The organism is Parafrankia sp. EUN1f (genome assembly GCF_000177675.1).
Taxonomy (GTDB): Bacteria; Actinomycetota; Actinomycetes; order Frankiales; family Frankiaceae; genus Parafrankia.
Genome location: NZ_ADGX01000021.1, coordinates 53227 through 68757, shown reverse-complemented (window position 1 = coordinate 68757; position 15531 = coordinate 53227). Strand labels below are relative to the sequence as shown.

The window sequence follows — 15531 nt, the reverse complement described above, 5'->3', positions numbered from 1 at the left end:
TCGCCGCCGCCGCCGCCGCTGCCGTCGCTGCGGAGCAAGAAGTAAGGATTTTGGCTGCTACAACAGCCGGAATTCTCACTTCTTGCGGATTGTCAGATGACTTCCTGACTCTGTTTGTTCATATTGGAGTGAATTGGTGGCGGTGTGTAGCGGCGCGAGATCCCCGCCGGGTCGCCGGGTCGCCAGGCGGCGGGGGGCGGATGGGTACGGACCGCCAGGCCGATCCTTCGGATCAACGAACTGGACAACATGGGAACGTCCGCCTCGCAGGCGAGCCCGCCGACCGGCACGGGGACATCGCGCTGCCGCGCCGGCTCGTTCCCCCACATGCCGCGGCCCCGGCTACCGGGCCGATGCTGAGCCGAGGAAATGGTTGATGTCCCCGTCGGTGGGCATCGACGGCCCAGCCCCGTGGCTGCGTACCGACAGGGCGGCCGCGGCGCTGGCGTACCGCAGTGCCTGCTCCGGATGATCTCCCCGGGCCAGGGCCGCGCCGAACGCGCCGCAGAAGCAGTCGCCCGCGCCGGTCGTGTCCACCGCTGTCACCGGAAAGCCGGGCACCCGCAGGACAGTGCCATCGAGCCGGGCCAACAGGCCCTCGGCGCCGAGGGTGACGACGACATGCCTTGCCACCCCCGCACCGTCAGCCAGCAGCCCCGCCACCCGATCGGACGTCATCGCCACCACCGGGTTCGTCTCGACACCGGTGACATTCGCGAACTCGGTCTCGTTCACGACCAGGTAATCAACATCGCGCAGCACCTCAGGCGGCGTCGGCCGATACGGGGCGAGGTTCAGCACCGTCACCGCACCCGCGGCCCGAGCCCGGGCGACAGCCGCGATGTTTGTCGTCTCGGGAATTTCGTCCTGCAACAGCAGGATCTCGCCCGGCGCGAGAGGGAGGCCGTCGAGAGAATTCGGCAGCACCCGATCATTCGCACCCGGAACAATGGTGATGGCGTTCTCGCCCGACCCGTCGACAAGAATAACCGCGGTACCGGACGCCCCCGGGACGGCGGCCAGCCGGCCGAGGTCCAGATGCTCGGAATCCAGGAAGTCGCGCAGTATCCGCCCGAAGTCGTCGTCACCGACGGCACCCACCATGGATGTCGCCGCACCCGCCCGGCGTGCCGCGACCGCCTGGTTCGCGCCCTTCCCACCCGGCAGAAGGCTCACGGAGCTTCCCGGGACGGTCTCGCCGGGCCGGGGCATGCGCACGCAGCGGGTCAGCACGTCCATATTGACCGAGCCGACCACCACAACTCTGCTCAGCACGCCTCCCTGGCTCCGGAGCCTGAACGCCGGAGGCACAGGTGGACCTGCCGGGCGCGGGGCTGGTACGCCCGCGCCTGCCAAGGTGCCTTCCAGCCTTCGCCCGACGCTACCCGACCGCGCCACGGAGAACCCGCACGCCGCCATCCGCCGCGCGCCGCCACCAGCCAATAGCCGCCTGCTCCACGAGCTACAGGCCGCCTGCTGCCACGAGCCACGAGCCGCCCGCCGCCAGCTACCCGCCGCGCACCAGCCACCCGCGCCGGCCTCCTGCCGTCGTGGTTGGCGTTGCCGCTTTGCCGTGCGTCGGCATCGTCCGCTGCCCAGCGCGGCCAGGGTGACATGAATGTCTGAAACAAGGGTCCGAGCAATCTATTAAATGAATCTGCCGCGGATCCTGGGCTGCTGAATTGCATCAAAGCCCAGCCGTGGACGACCCGCCCGTTCGACATTGTCGACCCGACGCGACGCAAGGAGGGCCGATGAAACCCGAACCACCACCGTGACCAGCGCTTTCGGGAACTCCAGAGGTGCCCACAGGCCACTGGGCGAGCGAAATCCCGGCCCCGCCAAGCTCCGTGAGCAGCCAAAAATCAGGGTAAAGAGCTCTCGGTATCTGATCCAAAATGGGGCTCCCGAAAGCTTGCAAAATCTGTATCAACATGGACGTCAAGAAGTTCGGGTGAGAGGCCACAAGGGGCCCTTTATTCGCGGGTACACGACAACCATGCGACTGCCGGGACCTGACCAGGACTGTCAGAAAGCGCCAGGGCATCGACCAGACCGGCCACTGCCCGTATCGCCCGGCCCCGAACCTCTCTAGCCTGCGCCGCGTCAACGCGACGGCGCAGGGCGTGACGGGCGCATCGTCCGCCTCCGGCCTCCGGCCGCCGGCCTCCGTGTCCGGTGGCTGTGGCCGTGTCGGTGGTCGGGTGTCGGTGGTCGGGTGTCGGTGGTCGGGTGTCCGTGGCCGGCGACCGCCCACCCCCGTCCCGCGAAGTAAACGAGGTACCTTGCCGGGCCAGAGAAAGGTGTGTTAGAAAGCTCGCAGCAAAGCTGAGCAAGTGCCCAACGAAAATTCACTTTCACTCGCGCCCACGATGAACTGGTGGCCTTGTCCGTGTGCGCGCGGTTCCTTACAACTTCGTACCTGGGGAAGAACAATGACTGAGGCGAACCGGCCGGTGCGCGTCGTGCAATGGACGACGGGAAACGTCGCGAAGGAGTCGATCAAGGCGATCGTCGAGCGTCCGGGGCTGCTCGAGCTGGTCGGGCTGTTCGCGTTCAGCAAGGAGAAGGTAGGAAAGGACGCGGGTCAGCTGGCCGGCCTCGACCGTGACCTCGGCGTCACCGCGACCGACGACGTCGACGCGCTGATCGCCTTACGTCCCGACTGCGTGATCTACATGCCGCTGTACCCCGACATCGAGCACCTGACCCGGCTGCTGCGGGCCGGCATCAACGTCGTCTCCACCGCCGGCTTCATCACCGGCCGTGCCTACGGTGCCGAGAGCCGGGCCGCGCTCGACGAGGCCGCGCGCGCCGGCAACGCCAGCCTGTTCGGCAGCGGCATCAACCCGGGCTTCGCCGACTACCTCGCCGCGGTCGCGACCGGCCCGTGCCGGGAGGTGAACTACATCCGGGTCACCGAGTCGTTCAACATCGGGCTGTGGGCCGGCGACGCGAACCAGAACGAGCTCGGCTGGGGCCGTCCCGCCGGCGACCCCGGCCATGCCGACGAGATCCGCAAGGCCACCGCGGTGTTCGGCGACGCGGTCGAGTCGATCGCCCACCAGCTCGGCCTGGAGCTGGACGACATCCGCTGCGAGGTCGAGTTCGCCCACGCGACCACCGACGCCGACGTCCCCGGCCGGACGGTGCGGGCCGGCAGCGTCGCCGGGATCGACGCGCGCTGGATCGGCTCGGTGGCCGGCACCGACCTGGTGGAGGCGCAGGTCCGCTGGACCGTCGCCGCCGACATCGAACCAGCCTGGGACATCGCGATGGCCTACCTGATGGAGGTCCGCGGCACTCCGCAGATCAACCTGCGGGTCGAGGTTCTCCCCGCCGACCTCACCAACCTCACCATGGACGACATCAGCGCCATGGGCTCGATGATCACAGCTCTGCCGGTGGTCAACGCGATTCCCGCCGTGGTCGCCGCGCGGCCGGGCATCGTCACCTACGCGGACCTGCCGACCGTCGCCTCCCAGCTGGTCGTCAAGCGCTGACCCAGCTCACCCGGCTCACCCAGCTCACCTAGCTGACCCGGCTGACCCGGCTGACCCGGCTCGCCCGGCTCGCCCGGGAGCCCCACCGCGAACGGGCCGCTCCGCCCGGCTGCTCGGCCGGCCGCCCAGGAGCGGCCCGATAGCGTGTGGCCCATGCCGATATCGCTGGAGAAGATCGAGGCCCAGGCTCCTGAGCTGCTCAGTCTGGTCAAGGAGGCGCGTTCTCGGCTGTCGGCACAGGCATTGGGCACCGCCCGCGCGAAGGTCGCGCTGTGCGTCGACCACAGTGGATCGATGCGGGCCCTGTACGTCAAGGGCGTCGTCCAGCGGATCGCCGAACGGGCCCTGGCGCTCGCGACCCAGTTCGACGACGACGGCGCCATCGACGTGTTCATCTTCGACACCGGCGCCGTCCACGCCGGCGAGCTCACCCTCGCGGACTACGCCGGGGGAATCGACCGGCTGCGCGCCGGCCGGCGCATGGGCCGGACGGACTATGCCGCCGCGATGACCCTCGTCCGCGAGCACTTTCCGGCCGACGGGCTGCCGGTCTACGTGCTGTTCGTCACCGACGGCGCGCCGGACAGCCGGACCGCCGCCAAACAGGAGCTTGTCACCGCGTCGCAGCGCAACATCTTCTACAAGTTCCTCGGCGTGGGCGAGGGCCCCTTCGACTTCCTGCGCCGCCTCGACGACCTGCGTGGACGTCCAGTGGACAACGCGCACTTCGTCGAGCCGGACGACATCGAAGCCCTCGACGACCGGCAGGTCTTCGATCTCCTGCTGGCGGAGTACCCGCAGTGGCTCGACGAGGCCAGGAAGGCCGGCCTGCTCACCTGACGTTGCGTCTGTCGGGCTGCCTGAAGGGCATGCCCCGGCGGCGGAGGTGACGGCGGCGACCGCGACGGCGGTGATGACGCCGATGACGAAGGGCTCAACCGGTGACAGTACCGCTCTCCATCCTTGACCTGGCGACGATCGGCGTCGACGAGACCGCGCAGCAGAGCCTCGAAGGCAGCGTCGCGCTCGCGCGCCTGGCCGAGTCCCTCGGCTACCAGCGGATCTGGTACGCCGAGCACCACAACATGCCGCGGATCGCGTCGTCCGCGACCAGCGTGCTCATCGCGCATGTCGCGGCGAACACGAGCACCGTCCGACTCGGCTCCGGCGGTGTCATGCTGCCGAACCACTCGCCGCTCACCATCGCCGAGCAGTTCGGCACGCTCGCGACGCTGCACCCCGGTCGCATCGACCTGGGTCTGGGCCGGGCCCCCGGCAGCGACCAGCAGACAATGTACGCCCTGCGCCGGGACGACCGCTCGGCCGAACGGTTCCCGCAGGACGTCCAGGAGCTCCAGGGCTACCTGGCCGGCCGGTCGCTCATCCCCGGCGTCGACGCCACCCCCGGCAAGGGCACGAACGTCCCGCTGTACATCCTCGGGTCGTCGCTGTTCGGGGCCCGGCTCGCGGCGGCGCTCGGGCTGCCCTACGGGTTCGCGTCGCATTTCGCCCCGAACGCCCTGCAGGACGCGGTCGCCCTCTACCGCCGCCTGTTCCAGCCGTCGGCGCAGCTCGACCAGCCGTACGTCATCGCAGGCGTCAACGTCATCGCCGCGGACACCGCCGACGACGCACAGGACCAGCAGCGCACGATCCGCCGCCAGCGGGTCAGCTGGCTGCTCGGCCGCGGCCAGACCTTCACCGACGCCGAGGCCGACGAGATCCTCGCCGCACCGCAGGGGCAGCAGCTCGTCCAGATGATGAAGTACACCGCCGCCGGCACCCCGGACACGGTCGGCGAGTACCTCGACTGGTTCACCACCCACGCCGACGCCGACGAGCTCATCGTCGCCCACCAGTCCCCGACGATCGGCCAGCGCCTGCGCTCGGTCGAACTGACCGCGAAGGCAGCCGGCCTCGCCGCACCTACCCCGGGCGACTGACCCCGGCAGCGGCGCTCTGGCCGAGTGCACGGTCGATATCCCACAGGTGATGCCACACATCGTGGGCGTTGTTCCGCACGATGTCGGCCGCCCGCTGCTCGCCGCGGGTCGCATGATGGACGACGACACCCTCGGCGAGCGCGGAGCGCATCACGTCAACCCAGGCGGGCGCACTGATTCCGAGGGCCCACCGGGCCGCCGCCAACGGAATGCGGTCATACCGGCGGACACGGGCCAGCTCATCCTGGTCGTACCCCGCGATGTCGGTGACGCCGGCCAGCCGCGCGCCCTGGACCCGCTCGGCCCAGTTCCGCAGGTTGTCGGCCATGTGGCTGACGTACTCCGCGACGCTCCACCCCTCGGCTGACCACCGCTCCCCGCCGACCGCACCGCCCGACCGGCGGTCGATCTCGGCGGGTGACGCCGCCACCAGCGTGACAGCGTGCACCATATCGATCCGCCAGTCGAACTGGCAGTCGCGACAAGGATCCCCGTACAGCGCCGCACCCCACAACTCCATACCGAGCAATGATGCTTTATCGGCCGCGATTCCTGCCCAGCCGGGTGTTACCGGTTCGCCGGAAAGGTTGCCAGGTCACACCGCCATTCGGTCTTCGGCTGGTGCGTCGAAGGAATCTGGCGGCCGCGAACGGCGTGCGCGCCTCCGGTTGGTCCCGTGGGTGGGGATTGTTCCGTTGGAACCCTGTCGTCTTGTGCTGTCGGCTGGATCTCGGCCTTCGATCAGCGGACGGCGTCGGCGGCGACCGTGGCGAGTGGGATTCCTGCCCAGTCGAGAGTGACCGGTTCGGCCTGCGCGCTCGTGACGACGAGGCCGCGGCGGCGTGACCCGTAGGCGTCGCCGCTGTACGCGACGGCCTGGTAGGGGCCCGCCTCTCGCGAGAGTTCGGTGATGTTCCCCGTGCCCTGGGTGTCGTCGACCAGTTCCTGGAAGGCCCGGGCGCTGTCCAGGTCGGGCATCTCCACCCAGGAGACGGCGACCAGTGCGATGTTTCCCCTGCCGTCGGTGATCGTGAACTGCGCCCGGCTCAGCGCGGAACACGGCTGCTTCAGGAAGAAGATGTGGACCTCGCCGTAGGAATGCGCCGCGCAGCCGTCCGTATCGGCCTGGAACCGGCTCTGGGCGCCGAGGTGGTTCCGCCGGAACCTGTTCTCGATCCGCTCGATCTTCCGGATCTCGTCGGTGCGACCAGTGTCTTCAGCGAGCCTGCCCTCGCCGGTCTCGCCGGCGTCGCCGCTCTCGCCGGTCTCGCCGGTCTCGCCGGCGTCGCCGCTCTCGCCGCTCTCGCCGGACGGCTGTGGTTGCCGGCTGTGCACCGACCCGGACGCCGGGCGCGTGGCGGTGGAGTCGCCGGCCGAGATCCCGCTCGCGCTCAGCGCGAGCAGCAGTAGCAGGGCAAGGGCAGGGGTGGACAGATTCTTCACCGGCTCGCTCCCGCCTCCGCAGCAACATCCCATTGCAGCTCCTCCCGCCGGCCACTGCCTGCCCCTGGGGGTGGCACCGTCCGGAGCCGGGGGCGGCGAGTGTGGAACAGGCGAGCTCGTGATATGAGCGTAGCGTGACGGGGTGAACGCGTATAGAGGTCGAAAGCGGAATGCCGTTCACCGTCGCCGGGTGCCCCGAGTTCGACGAGTACGTCCGTCAGGTCTGAGTGCGGGTTTGTGTGGCATCACCCCTGGCGGGTGGTCGATTGTTGCCTGATTGTTTCGAATGTGGACCGTTGACCGTTCTGTAATGCGGACCATAGTTTTCCGACGCCAGATTCCGTCCGACATCTGCCGATGCGGAGAACTGATGCGTTTGTTTTCCCGCCCGAGCCGTGCCCTGCTCGCGGCTGCCCTGGCCCTGCCACTCGCGATCGGTGCCGCGGCCGTGGCCACCCCGGCCGCGAACGCCGCCTCACCGGCCGGCGGCTCCTTCTCCGTCCTGACCTACAACATCGCCGGCCTACCCGAAGCGCTTTCCAGCGCGGAGACCCCGCGCGCGGAGAGCACGACCACCATCGGCCAGCGCCTCGGCCCCTACGACATCGTCCAGGTGCAGGAGGACTTCAACTACCACTCCTACCTCTACGACGGCGACACCACCCACGCGTACCGGACGCCGACCAGCGGCGGCGTCCCGTTCGGCAGCGGGCTCAACACCCTCTCGAAGGTCGGCTACAGCGACCTCGACCGGGTGACCTGGGATGACTGCAGCACCTTCGACAGCGCTGACTGCCTGACGCCGAAGGGCTTCACCCTCAAGCGGATCCGCCTCGGCGAGGGCGTCTACGTCGACTTCTACAACCTGCACGCGGACGCCGGGACCACCAGCGCGGACACCAGCGCCCGGGCCTCGAACCTGAGCCAGCTGGCCTCGTACATCTCGTCGCATTCGGCCGGCAACGCCGTGGTGGTGATGGGTGACACCAACGCCCGCTACACCCGCACCGGCGACACCATCGCCGCCTTCGCCGCGGCGAACGGACTGACCGACGCCTGGGTGAAGCTGGAGCGCGGCGGGGTCGCACCCGCGACCGGCAGCACCGCGCTGGTCTGCGACGAGGCTGCGCCTACCGACACCTGCGAGGTCGTCGACAAGGTCCTGTACCGCGGCAGCAGCTTCGTCACGCTCAACGCCACCGGCTACGCCAACCGCAACGCCGACTTCCTGAACTCCGCCGGCGTCATGCTTTCCGACCACTTCCCGATCGCCGTCGACTTCAGCTGGACCCGTAACAGCGCCTACCAGGCCAGCGACCAGTTCGGCGGTTCCGGTGGCACAGCCTACACCGACATCAACGCCATTCCGGCCGGGGCGGCGGTCAGCACCGTCAGGCTGCGTTCCGGCTCCCGGGTCGACCAGATCGGCCTGACCCTGACGAACGGCACCACACTGAACCACGGTGGTACCGGCGGAACCGCCCAGTCGCTGACCCTGGGCAGCGGGGAGTACCTGACGTCCGTCTACCTGTGCTCAGGCGTGAAGGACAGCAGCACCCGGATCTTCTACACCAGGTTCACCACCAACCTCGGGCGCACCCTCGCCGGTGGGGCCACGACGTCCACCTGCGTCACGTACACGGCGCCGTCCGGCTGGCAGATCGCCGGATTCCACGGCCGTGCCGCCACGGAGAACGACAAGATCGGCGTCTTCTACACCCAGCGCTGAGCGCAGCCCCGGAACCACCACGAATGAAATGCCGGGACGGGACGGTGGAAACCGTCCCGTCCCGGGCCGCTGTCCGGTCGCACGATCTCCATCTCCATCTCCATCTCCATCCCCGGCCCGTGGGAGTGCGCGTGCCCGTGGGAGTGGATGAATGCTGGCGGAAGGTGCGGTGGGTGCGGAGAACGGGGGAACCCGCACCGGGTGCGCTCAGCGGGGCTGGTCGAGGTCGATCGTCCACGATGCCGGCGTGGAGCCGGCGACCGTGCCGGTTGCCAGGACCGCCCCGGGCGCGACCACCCCGAGCAGGTCCACCTTGGCGACCGCGGTGCCTCCCGTGCCCCCGACGACGACCGGCTCCTGCGGCTCCCATCGTCGCGCACCGGTGTCGGTGACCCAGAGGCGAGGCTCGCGGTGTCCCGTGGCCGGCGTGGAGCCCGTACCGACGAGCCGCCCGTCGGAGAGTGCCGCCAGGCCGGTGACCTCGGCCCCGGCAGGAAGATCCGTCTCGACGGCGGCCCAGGCCGCACCGCCGTCCGTCGAACGCCGCACCCGGCTCACCGAGCCAGCCCCGGACGGTTCCCGGCCCACCGCGAGCAGGCTGCCATCGGCAAGCCGGGCAATGCGGTCGAGGCTCTGGACGCCCAACCCGTCGACGCCGGTGACGGTCAGCCGTCTCCAGGACGTGCCATCGGACGACGTCCATACGGTGCCGTCGCCCTCGCGGTCGACCGCGAGGTCCTGACCGACGGCCAGCAGGCCACCGGGGACAGCCACCACGTCACGCAATGCGGCGTTCGACGCCCGCTCGACCGAGGCCGGCTGCCAGCTTCGCCCGTCCGCGGAGGTCCAGGCCGTGGCGGTGAACACGCCCGCGGCGCTTTCGTCCCAGCCGACCGCGACCAGCCGGGCGCCGTCGGACGTCGCGGTCACGGCACCCAGGCCGCCCGTGACGCCACCGCCCGAGCCGGCTATCGCGGCGTGCTGCCAGGTCGTCCCGTCGGCGGTCCACCAGGCTGCGGGAGCCTCCTCCGTCGAGCCGGAGCCGATCTCGCTGCCCACCGCGACCGAGCCGCCGCCCGGCCGCGGGGCGATTCCGCGCGCGGCACCGCCCGTCCGGCTGCCTGTGTCAACACCTGTGCCCGAGCGCGCGGCTGAGCCCGCGCCCGCCAACGGGCCACCGGTCAGCCGGGCGACCTGTTCGGTGGCCGGCAGGGCCGTGCCGGCGCCGGCACCGGCGGTCCCTGGCCGGGTGAGCGGCGGTGCGCCACCGGCCAGGCGCGGATCGCCCGTGCCACCGCCCAGGCCGATGCCGATCCCGACGATGACGGCTACCAGGAGCACCACCGCCGCGACGGCGGCGAACACGACCGCGCCACGTCGACCGGCCTTTCGGTAGTCGCTGTCACCCGCGGTCCGCACCACCAGCGGCGCGTCCCGATCGGCGAGCGGGACCCGTCGCGGGACGCTCGCGGCGGGGCGCAGCAGCTGGTCGGTCGCGGCGGTGAGACCAGCCCGGTCGAGATCAACCCGCAGGCTCACCGCCGCGGGTGCGGATTCGGCGGGTGTCGGCTCGCCGTGCACCGGGGCGATCAGGTCGGCGGCCCGGCGGGCCTCCTGTTCCCCTGGGGGGTCGACTGGCGGGTCGACCTGGCCGCCGGGACCAGTCCTGCTCCACTCGCCCGTCGCCGACCACGCGGATTCCACCAGGACGTCGTCCAGCGGGGCGTCGGGGGGGAGCACGGCGCCGTCGTGCCGGTCGGGTGCCTCGGACCCCCACCGCGGTGCTGGCGCCTGTTGCGGGACGGCGGTCGCGGCCAGCCGGGCACCCGCGGAGATGGCCGCGCCGAGGCAGACCGCCAGCTTCGGATGCGCGTCGGCGGTGACGGTCACCCCCAGGTGGTCCGCCAGCAGTCGGCCGATCATCGGAATGCGGCTCGACCCGCCGACGAGCAGCACCTGGGTGAGGTCGGTCTCCCGGAACCCGGCCGCGGCTATCGTCCTGCGCAACGCGTCGACGGTGCGCAGGATCAGGACCCTCACCGAGTCCTCCAGGTCGTCCCGCGTGATCGGGACGACCTTGTTCACCCCGGGCAGGATGACCGGGATCTCGGCCCGGGTGTCGTCGGAGAGCAACTCCTTGGCCGTCACCGCGGCGGCTGCCACGGCGGCCATCGCCCGCGCTGTCGCCGGGTCGGCAACGTCCAGCTCATACCAGCCTGGGCCGACGGCTCGGGCGACGTGCTCGAGGACGGCGTCGTCGACATCGGCGCCGCCGATGCTGTCCTCGCCGCCGGGAGCCCCGCACAGGTCGAAGCCGTCGACGGTCCGCCGCAGCACGGTGGCGTCGAAGGTGCCGCCGCCGAAGTCGTAGACGGCGAGCAGTTCGCCGGGGCCGAGCTGCCGGTCCGGCTGCGCCGCGTACCAGACCGCGGCCGCGGTCGGTTCGGCGACCAGGCCCACGTTGCCGAGCTCGCTGAGCCCAGCGTTCCTGGCGGCTTGTTCCAGCAGGCCGCGGCGGTGCGCGGACCAGGTCGCGGGGCAGGCCAACGTCACATGCGCCGGAGCCTGGGATTCCCGCTCGGTGACCTTGGAGACGACGTAGCGGATCATGTCGGTGGTGAGGTCGGTTGCCGTGACCTCGGCGTCGCCGAGGAGGAACGGCACGCCGTCACCGAGCCGGCGCTTGAACGCGCGGGCGACCCGGTCGGGCTCGGTCACGGCCCGCGCCTCGGCGGCCGCGCCGACGAGCATCAGCCCGTCCTCCCGCCGGAAGAGCACGCTGGGGATGACCGGGGAGTGGTCGCCGAGGCCGACCGTCTCGGCCCGGTCGTCACGCCAGACCGCGGCGGCGGTGAAGGTCGTGCCGACGTCGATACCCAGTGCGTAGGCCATCGGCTACCGGCCCAGCACCAGCGAGGTCGGCTGCGCGCTGGGAGTCCCGGGCCGCGGGCCGTTGCCGGCCGCGGTGGGTGTCGGCACGGGACGCACTATGGGGGTGCCCGTCGGCTCCACCGGGGCGAAGCAGACCGGGTCCCGGCCGAGCAGCCCGCTGGCCTTCTTCTCCGTGCAGTAGGCGTCCGCTTCCGCCCAGGAGGCGAACTGGCCGTCGAGGTAGATGATGAACTGCCCGGGGAACTGGCCGCCCAGGCGCTTCGAGGCGTCCGCGTCGGCCAGCACCGTCGTGACGCCGAGCGCCTGGTCGATCTCCGCCTTGCGCAGGAGTGGCTTCTGGGCGGCCTGCTCCGCCTTGTCGTCCTTCCAGAAGCTGCCGAGCACGACGTAGAAGCCCTGGGGCTCACGTCCCTGCCCGGTCTTCCCGCCCGGGTCGGTGGGAGTGGTGCTGGTGACGTCCGGGTCGGGTGTGGGCGTCGTCGTCGGGGTCGTCGAGCCGGTCGGCTCCGGAGTGGCCGGGCTGGCCCCGGCGTCCTGGCACACCGTCTCGGAGGCCTTGGATTCACCGCCCTCGTTGGAGGCGACGAGGCGGAAGCAGGTGTGGGCCCCGGCCGCCAGCCCCTCCCAGGTGTGCGCCGTCAGGGGGGCCTTCACCGGATGGAGTTCGTTGGCGGCTCCGTCCGCGTCCGAACCGACCAGCTTGTAGAGCAGGTAGTTCTCCGCGCTGGGCACCGCCGACCAGTTCAGGCTGATCGCGCCAGCCCCGGCGGTCTCGGCGGTCAGCCCGGTGGGCTGGTCCGGCCGGGTGACCTTGTCCGAGGCGAGCTTGTCGCTCGGCGTGGCGCGGGCCAGCAGGAGGACGGCCGCGGCACCGCCGACGAGTGCCAGCGCGCCGACCGCGGCGACGGCCCGCGACAACACGGGGACCTGCTCGAACACGAGCTCGACGGTTCCCTCGTCCGCCTTCTCGTCCGGGCCGGTGGCTCTGGTGTAGGTCAGCTGCACCGGCCGGGGGGCGACGGTGCCGAGCAGCGTCGGCACGCTGGCCCGCGCCTTCAGGTAGACCTCTCCGGTCTGGCCTGGGTCGACGACGATCTCGTGGGGCGCGAGGGCGAATCCGAGCTCGCGGCGCTTGTCGGACGCCGTCACCCGCAGCCGGGCCGCCACCGTGCCCCGGTTCTCGAACCGGGCCGTCCACCGGCCGGTCCAGCGGCCGCGCGAGATGGTCGGGGTGACCGTGGGAACGATGTCGTGGATCGCCCCGACGACCAGCTCACCCTCGTCGACCGCCGCGCTGTCGGGATGATCCTGGGAGGCGCAGCGCAGCGCGAACGGGACGATCCCCACCGGCCCGACCGGCGGCCGGAACCGGATCTGGACGGTGTTCCGCCCCTTGCGCACGACGGAGACGGTCGGGGGGATGACCTCGGCCCAGGCGGCAGCCGGGCCGAGCACCTCGAACGTGTACTGGGCGATGACGTCGGTGGCGTTGTGCACCGTCGCCGACGTCTGCACGGTCTCCCCGGGACGGACCTGAAGCCGGCGGTCCCGCAGCTCCACAACCGGATCCATCACGCTCCGCCCAGTTCCGTACGGTGTGCTTCGCAACCGTGACGCCCCGCACGGTACGGCCGCCCGTGCCGGCGGGGCCGGCACGGGCGGCCGCCTGCCCGCAGGTATCCGGAGATCGCCCGCCAGGGCGGGGTGTGCTGCCCTTTCGGGACCACAACCGCGAGGCCGTTTACCGAGGCACTCGACCTCCCCTAGCGTTCGCCGCGTGATCGTTCGGAGCGGCTCATGACCAGCCCGCCAGCGGCCGGCGCAGCGGCGGGGGACGCCGAGGTGACCTGGTTCCGTGAGTGCTTCGAAGCACTGCACGGCAACATCGGGCGCTTCGTCCGAGGGAAGCCGGAGGTCATCAGGCTCGCGCTGGTGTGCCTGGCCGCCGAAGGGCACATCCTGATCGACGACGTCCCCGGAGTCGGCAAGACGTCGCTGGCGAAGGCCATCGCGAGCTCGATCGAGGGCGGCCTGATGCGCCGCATCCAGTTCACCCCCGACCTGCTGCCGACCGATGTCACCGGGGTGCAGATCTGGAACGCCGAGAGCCGGGAGTTCGAGTTCCAACCGGGCGCGGTGTTCGGCAACGTCGTCCTGGCCGACGAGATCAACCGGGCCTCGCCCAAGACGCAGTCCGCGCTGCTGGAGGTGATGGAGGAACGCCAGGTCACCACCACGGACAGCATCCCGTACGAGGTGCCCCGGCCGTTCATCGTGATCGCCACCCAGAACCCCGTCGAGCACGGCGGGACGTACGACCTGCCCGAGGCGCAGATCGACCGGTTCATGGCGCGCCTGCACATCGGCTACCCGCGGTACGAGGCCGAGGTGGAGATCCTCGCCAACGGTGCCCGCGGGGTGACCCCCCGGTCACTGTCGCCGGTGGTGAGTATCTCGGACGTCCAGCGGATGACGCAGATCGTGCGCCGGATCCACCTCGCGCCGGCCCTGCTCGGCTACATCGTGATGATCGTTTCGGAGACCCGGCGGATCGGTGAGCTGCGCCTCGGGGTCAGCCCCCGCGGCGGGATGGCCCTCGCCGTCGCCGCCCAGGCCCACGCCGCCGCCGCCGGGCGGTCGTTCGTCAAGCCCGAGGATGTGCAGGCCCTCGCACCCTACGTGCTGGGGCACCGGATGCTGCTGCGGCCCGAGGCGGAACTGTCCGGGGCGACGAGCGAGAGCCTGCTCGGCGCGATCATGACCTCGATGCCGGTTCCCGACCAGCGCGTGTCCTCCTACTAGCCCGGCAGGGAACCGATGGGGTCCTCACAGGCAGCGGGCAGTGCGCGGATCACCGGATCCGGTGTCGCGATGGCGGCGGCCACAGCCGTGCTCATCGCGGCCGGGCTGGTGCTGGACTACCCGGAGCTGCTCGCCCTCGGCCTGGTGGCCGGGGTGGCGCTGCTGTGCGCCGCCGGCTGGATGACGGTGACACCGGACGTGACCCTGATCCGGGAGATCCACCCGCCCAGCGTGTTCCAGGGCGACGGTGCCCGTGCCCTGGTCACCGTCACCAACGCGGCGCGACGGCGCAGCCCGCCGATTCTGGCGGCGGAGACGGTGGGGGAGCAGACCGTGGCCGTGGCCCTGCCCAGCCTCGCGCCCGGCGCCCGGTTCCAGGCGGCGTACCCACTGCCGACCGACCGGCGCGGGGTGTTCGAGGTCGGCCCGCTCGTCGTCGGCCACACCGACCCGCTGCGGCTGCTGCACGTCGGGCGGGCCTTCCCGGACCGTTCGACGCTGAGGGTGCATCCCCGCATCCACCCGGTCGACCCGCTGCCGACCGGCGGCTCGCCGGACATGGACGGCCCGACCAGCGCGACCTCGCCGCTGGGCGGGGTCGCGTTCCACAGCCTGCGCGAATACGTCCGCGGTGACGACCTGCGGCTGATCCACTGGCGGTCCACCGCACGCACCGGAAAGATGATGGTCCGGCACAACGTCGTGCCGAACGAGCCGCGGATGACGGTGGTGCTCGACACCAGCACCGCCCCCTACACGGGCGACTACTTCGAGGATGCGGTGCGGGTCGCCGCGTCGCTGGCGGTGTCCGGCGCCCAGCACGGCTTCCCGGTGGAGCTGTGGACCACCGGAGGGCGGCGCGGGGCCGCCGAGAGCAGCCGGGACGTCACGGGCCTGCTCGACCTGCTCGCCGCCGTCCGGCCCGCCGACGACGACCCGGGGCTCGCGGAACTGACCCGGATGATGCCCGGAGAGGACGGCATGGTACTCGGCGTGGTCACCGGGCAGCCGCCCGGCGCCAGGCTGGGCGCTGTGTCCGCCGTGCGGTCGCGGTTCGCGATGGCGAGCGTGGTGTGCGTCGGGGAGGAGCACGGGCGCCCGGGGATACCAGTCCGCGGGGCGCTCACGGTGAACGTGCGGACCAGCGACGACTTCGCCGCGGTCTGGAACTCCTGGGTCCGGCGGTGAGCGGCCAGGAGGCGCCGCCGCCGGGCCGGCG

11 protein-coding genes are annotated in these 15531 nt (G+C 71.1%); 6 read left to right on the top strand and 5 right to left on the bottom strand.

Features of this window, described 5'->3' with window-relative positions; all coding sequences use genetic code 11:
- Nucleotides 1–342 precede the first annotated feature (342 nt).
- Nucleotides 343–1275, bottom strand: a complete 933-nt coding sequence (locus tag FREUN1FDRAFT_RS08985) for a ribokinase (protein WP_006539689.1) — start codon at nucleotides 1273–1275, stop codon at nucleotides 343–345.
- 1160 nt (nucleotides 1276–2435) lie between these two features.
- Between FREUN1FDRAFT_RS08985 and FREUN1FDRAFT_RS08980 the strand changes: the two genes are divergently transcribed.
- The 3 genes from FREUN1FDRAFT_RS08980 (at nucleotide 2436) to FREUN1FDRAFT_RS08970 (ending at nucleotide 5446) form a co-directional block, all read left to right on the top strand.
- Complete coding sequence (locus FREUN1FDRAFT_RS08980) at nucleotides 2436–3503, top strand: hypothetical protein (protein ID WP_006539688.1); 1068 nt, start codon at nucleotides 2436–2438, stop codon at nucleotides 3501–3503.
- Nucleotides 3504–3656: 153 nt separating this feature from the next.
- Nucleotides 3657–4343 (top strand): VWA domain-containing protein, encoded by a 687-nt coding sequence (locus tag FREUN1FDRAFT_RS08975; RefSeq protein WP_035950955.1) that lies wholly within the window; start codon nucleotides 3657–3659, stop codon nucleotides 4341–4343.
- A gap of 101 nt (nucleotides 4344–4444) precedes the next feature.
- A complete protein-coding gene (locus FREUN1FDRAFT_RS08970) occupies nucleotides 4445–5446 on the top strand; it encodes an LLM class flavin-dependent oxidoreductase (protein WP_006539686.1) in 1002 nt (333 codons plus the stop codon).
- Here FREUN1FDRAFT_RS08970 and FREUN1FDRAFT_RS08965 read toward each other — a convergent pair.
- Both FREUN1FDRAFT_RS08965 and FREUN1FDRAFT_RS39600 read right to left on the bottom strand, forming a co-directional pair.
- Nucleotides 5430–5966: a maleylpyruvate isomerase N-terminal domain-containing protein gene (locus FREUN1FDRAFT_RS08965; RefSeq protein ID WP_006539685.1), complete on the bottom strand. Its 537-nt coding sequence runs from the start codon at nucleotides 5964–5966 to the stop codon at nucleotides 5430–5432. The genes FREUN1FDRAFT_RS08970 and FREUN1FDRAFT_RS08965 overlap by 17 nt on opposite strands.
- A gap of 221 nt (nucleotides 5967–6187) precedes the next feature.
- Nucleotides 6188–6889 (bottom strand): collagen-like protein, encoded by a 702-nt coding sequence (locus FREUN1FDRAFT_RS39600; RefSeq protein ID WP_050795789.1) that lies wholly within the window; start codon nucleotides 6887–6889, stop codon nucleotides 6188–6190.
- A gap of 370 nt (nucleotides 6890–7259) precedes the next feature.
- Here FREUN1FDRAFT_RS39600 and FREUN1FDRAFT_RS08955 point away from each other — a divergent pair, with 370 nt between their 5' ends.
- Nucleotides 7260–8618 (top strand): jacalin-like lectin, encoded by a 1359-nt coding sequence (locus FREUN1FDRAFT_RS08955; RefSeq protein ID WP_006539683.1) that lies wholly within the window; start codon nucleotides 7260–7262, stop codon nucleotides 8616–8618.
- A gap of 207 nt (nucleotides 8619–8825) precedes the next feature.
- On the opposite strand, the gene FREUN1FDRAFT_RS08950 is transcribed toward FREUN1FDRAFT_RS08955, so the two are convergent.
- The gene (locus FREUN1FDRAFT_RS08950) at nucleotides 8826–11510 is read right to left on the bottom strand and encodes an Hsp70 family protein (protein ID WP_006539682.1); all 2685 of its coding nucleotides are present in this window, start codon (nucleotides 11508–11510) and stop codon (nucleotides 8826–8828) included.
- 3 nt (nucleotides 11511–11513) lie between these two features.
- Entirely contained in the window at nucleotides 11514–13082 is a 1569-nt protein-coding gene (locus FREUN1FDRAFT_RS08945) for a fibronectin type III domain-containing protein (RefSeq protein ID WP_006539681.1), read from the bottom strand.
- Nucleotides 13083–13307: 225 nt separating this feature from the next.
- On the opposite strand from FREUN1FDRAFT_RS08945, the gene FREUN1FDRAFT_RS08940 reads away from it, so the two are divergent.
- On the top strand, nucleotides 13308–14312 hold the full coding sequence (locus tag FREUN1FDRAFT_RS08940) for a MoxR family ATPase (protein ID WP_006539680.1): 1005 nt from the start codon (nucleotides 13308–13310) through the stop codon (nucleotides 14310–14312).
- A gap of 15 nt (nucleotides 14313–14327) precedes the next feature.
- Entirely contained in the window at nucleotides 14328–15500 is a 1173-nt protein-coding gene (locus tag FREUN1FDRAFT_RS08935) for a DUF58 domain-containing protein (RefSeq protein ID WP_006539679.1), read from the top strand.
- Nucleotides 15501–15531: the final 31 nt, after the last annotated feature.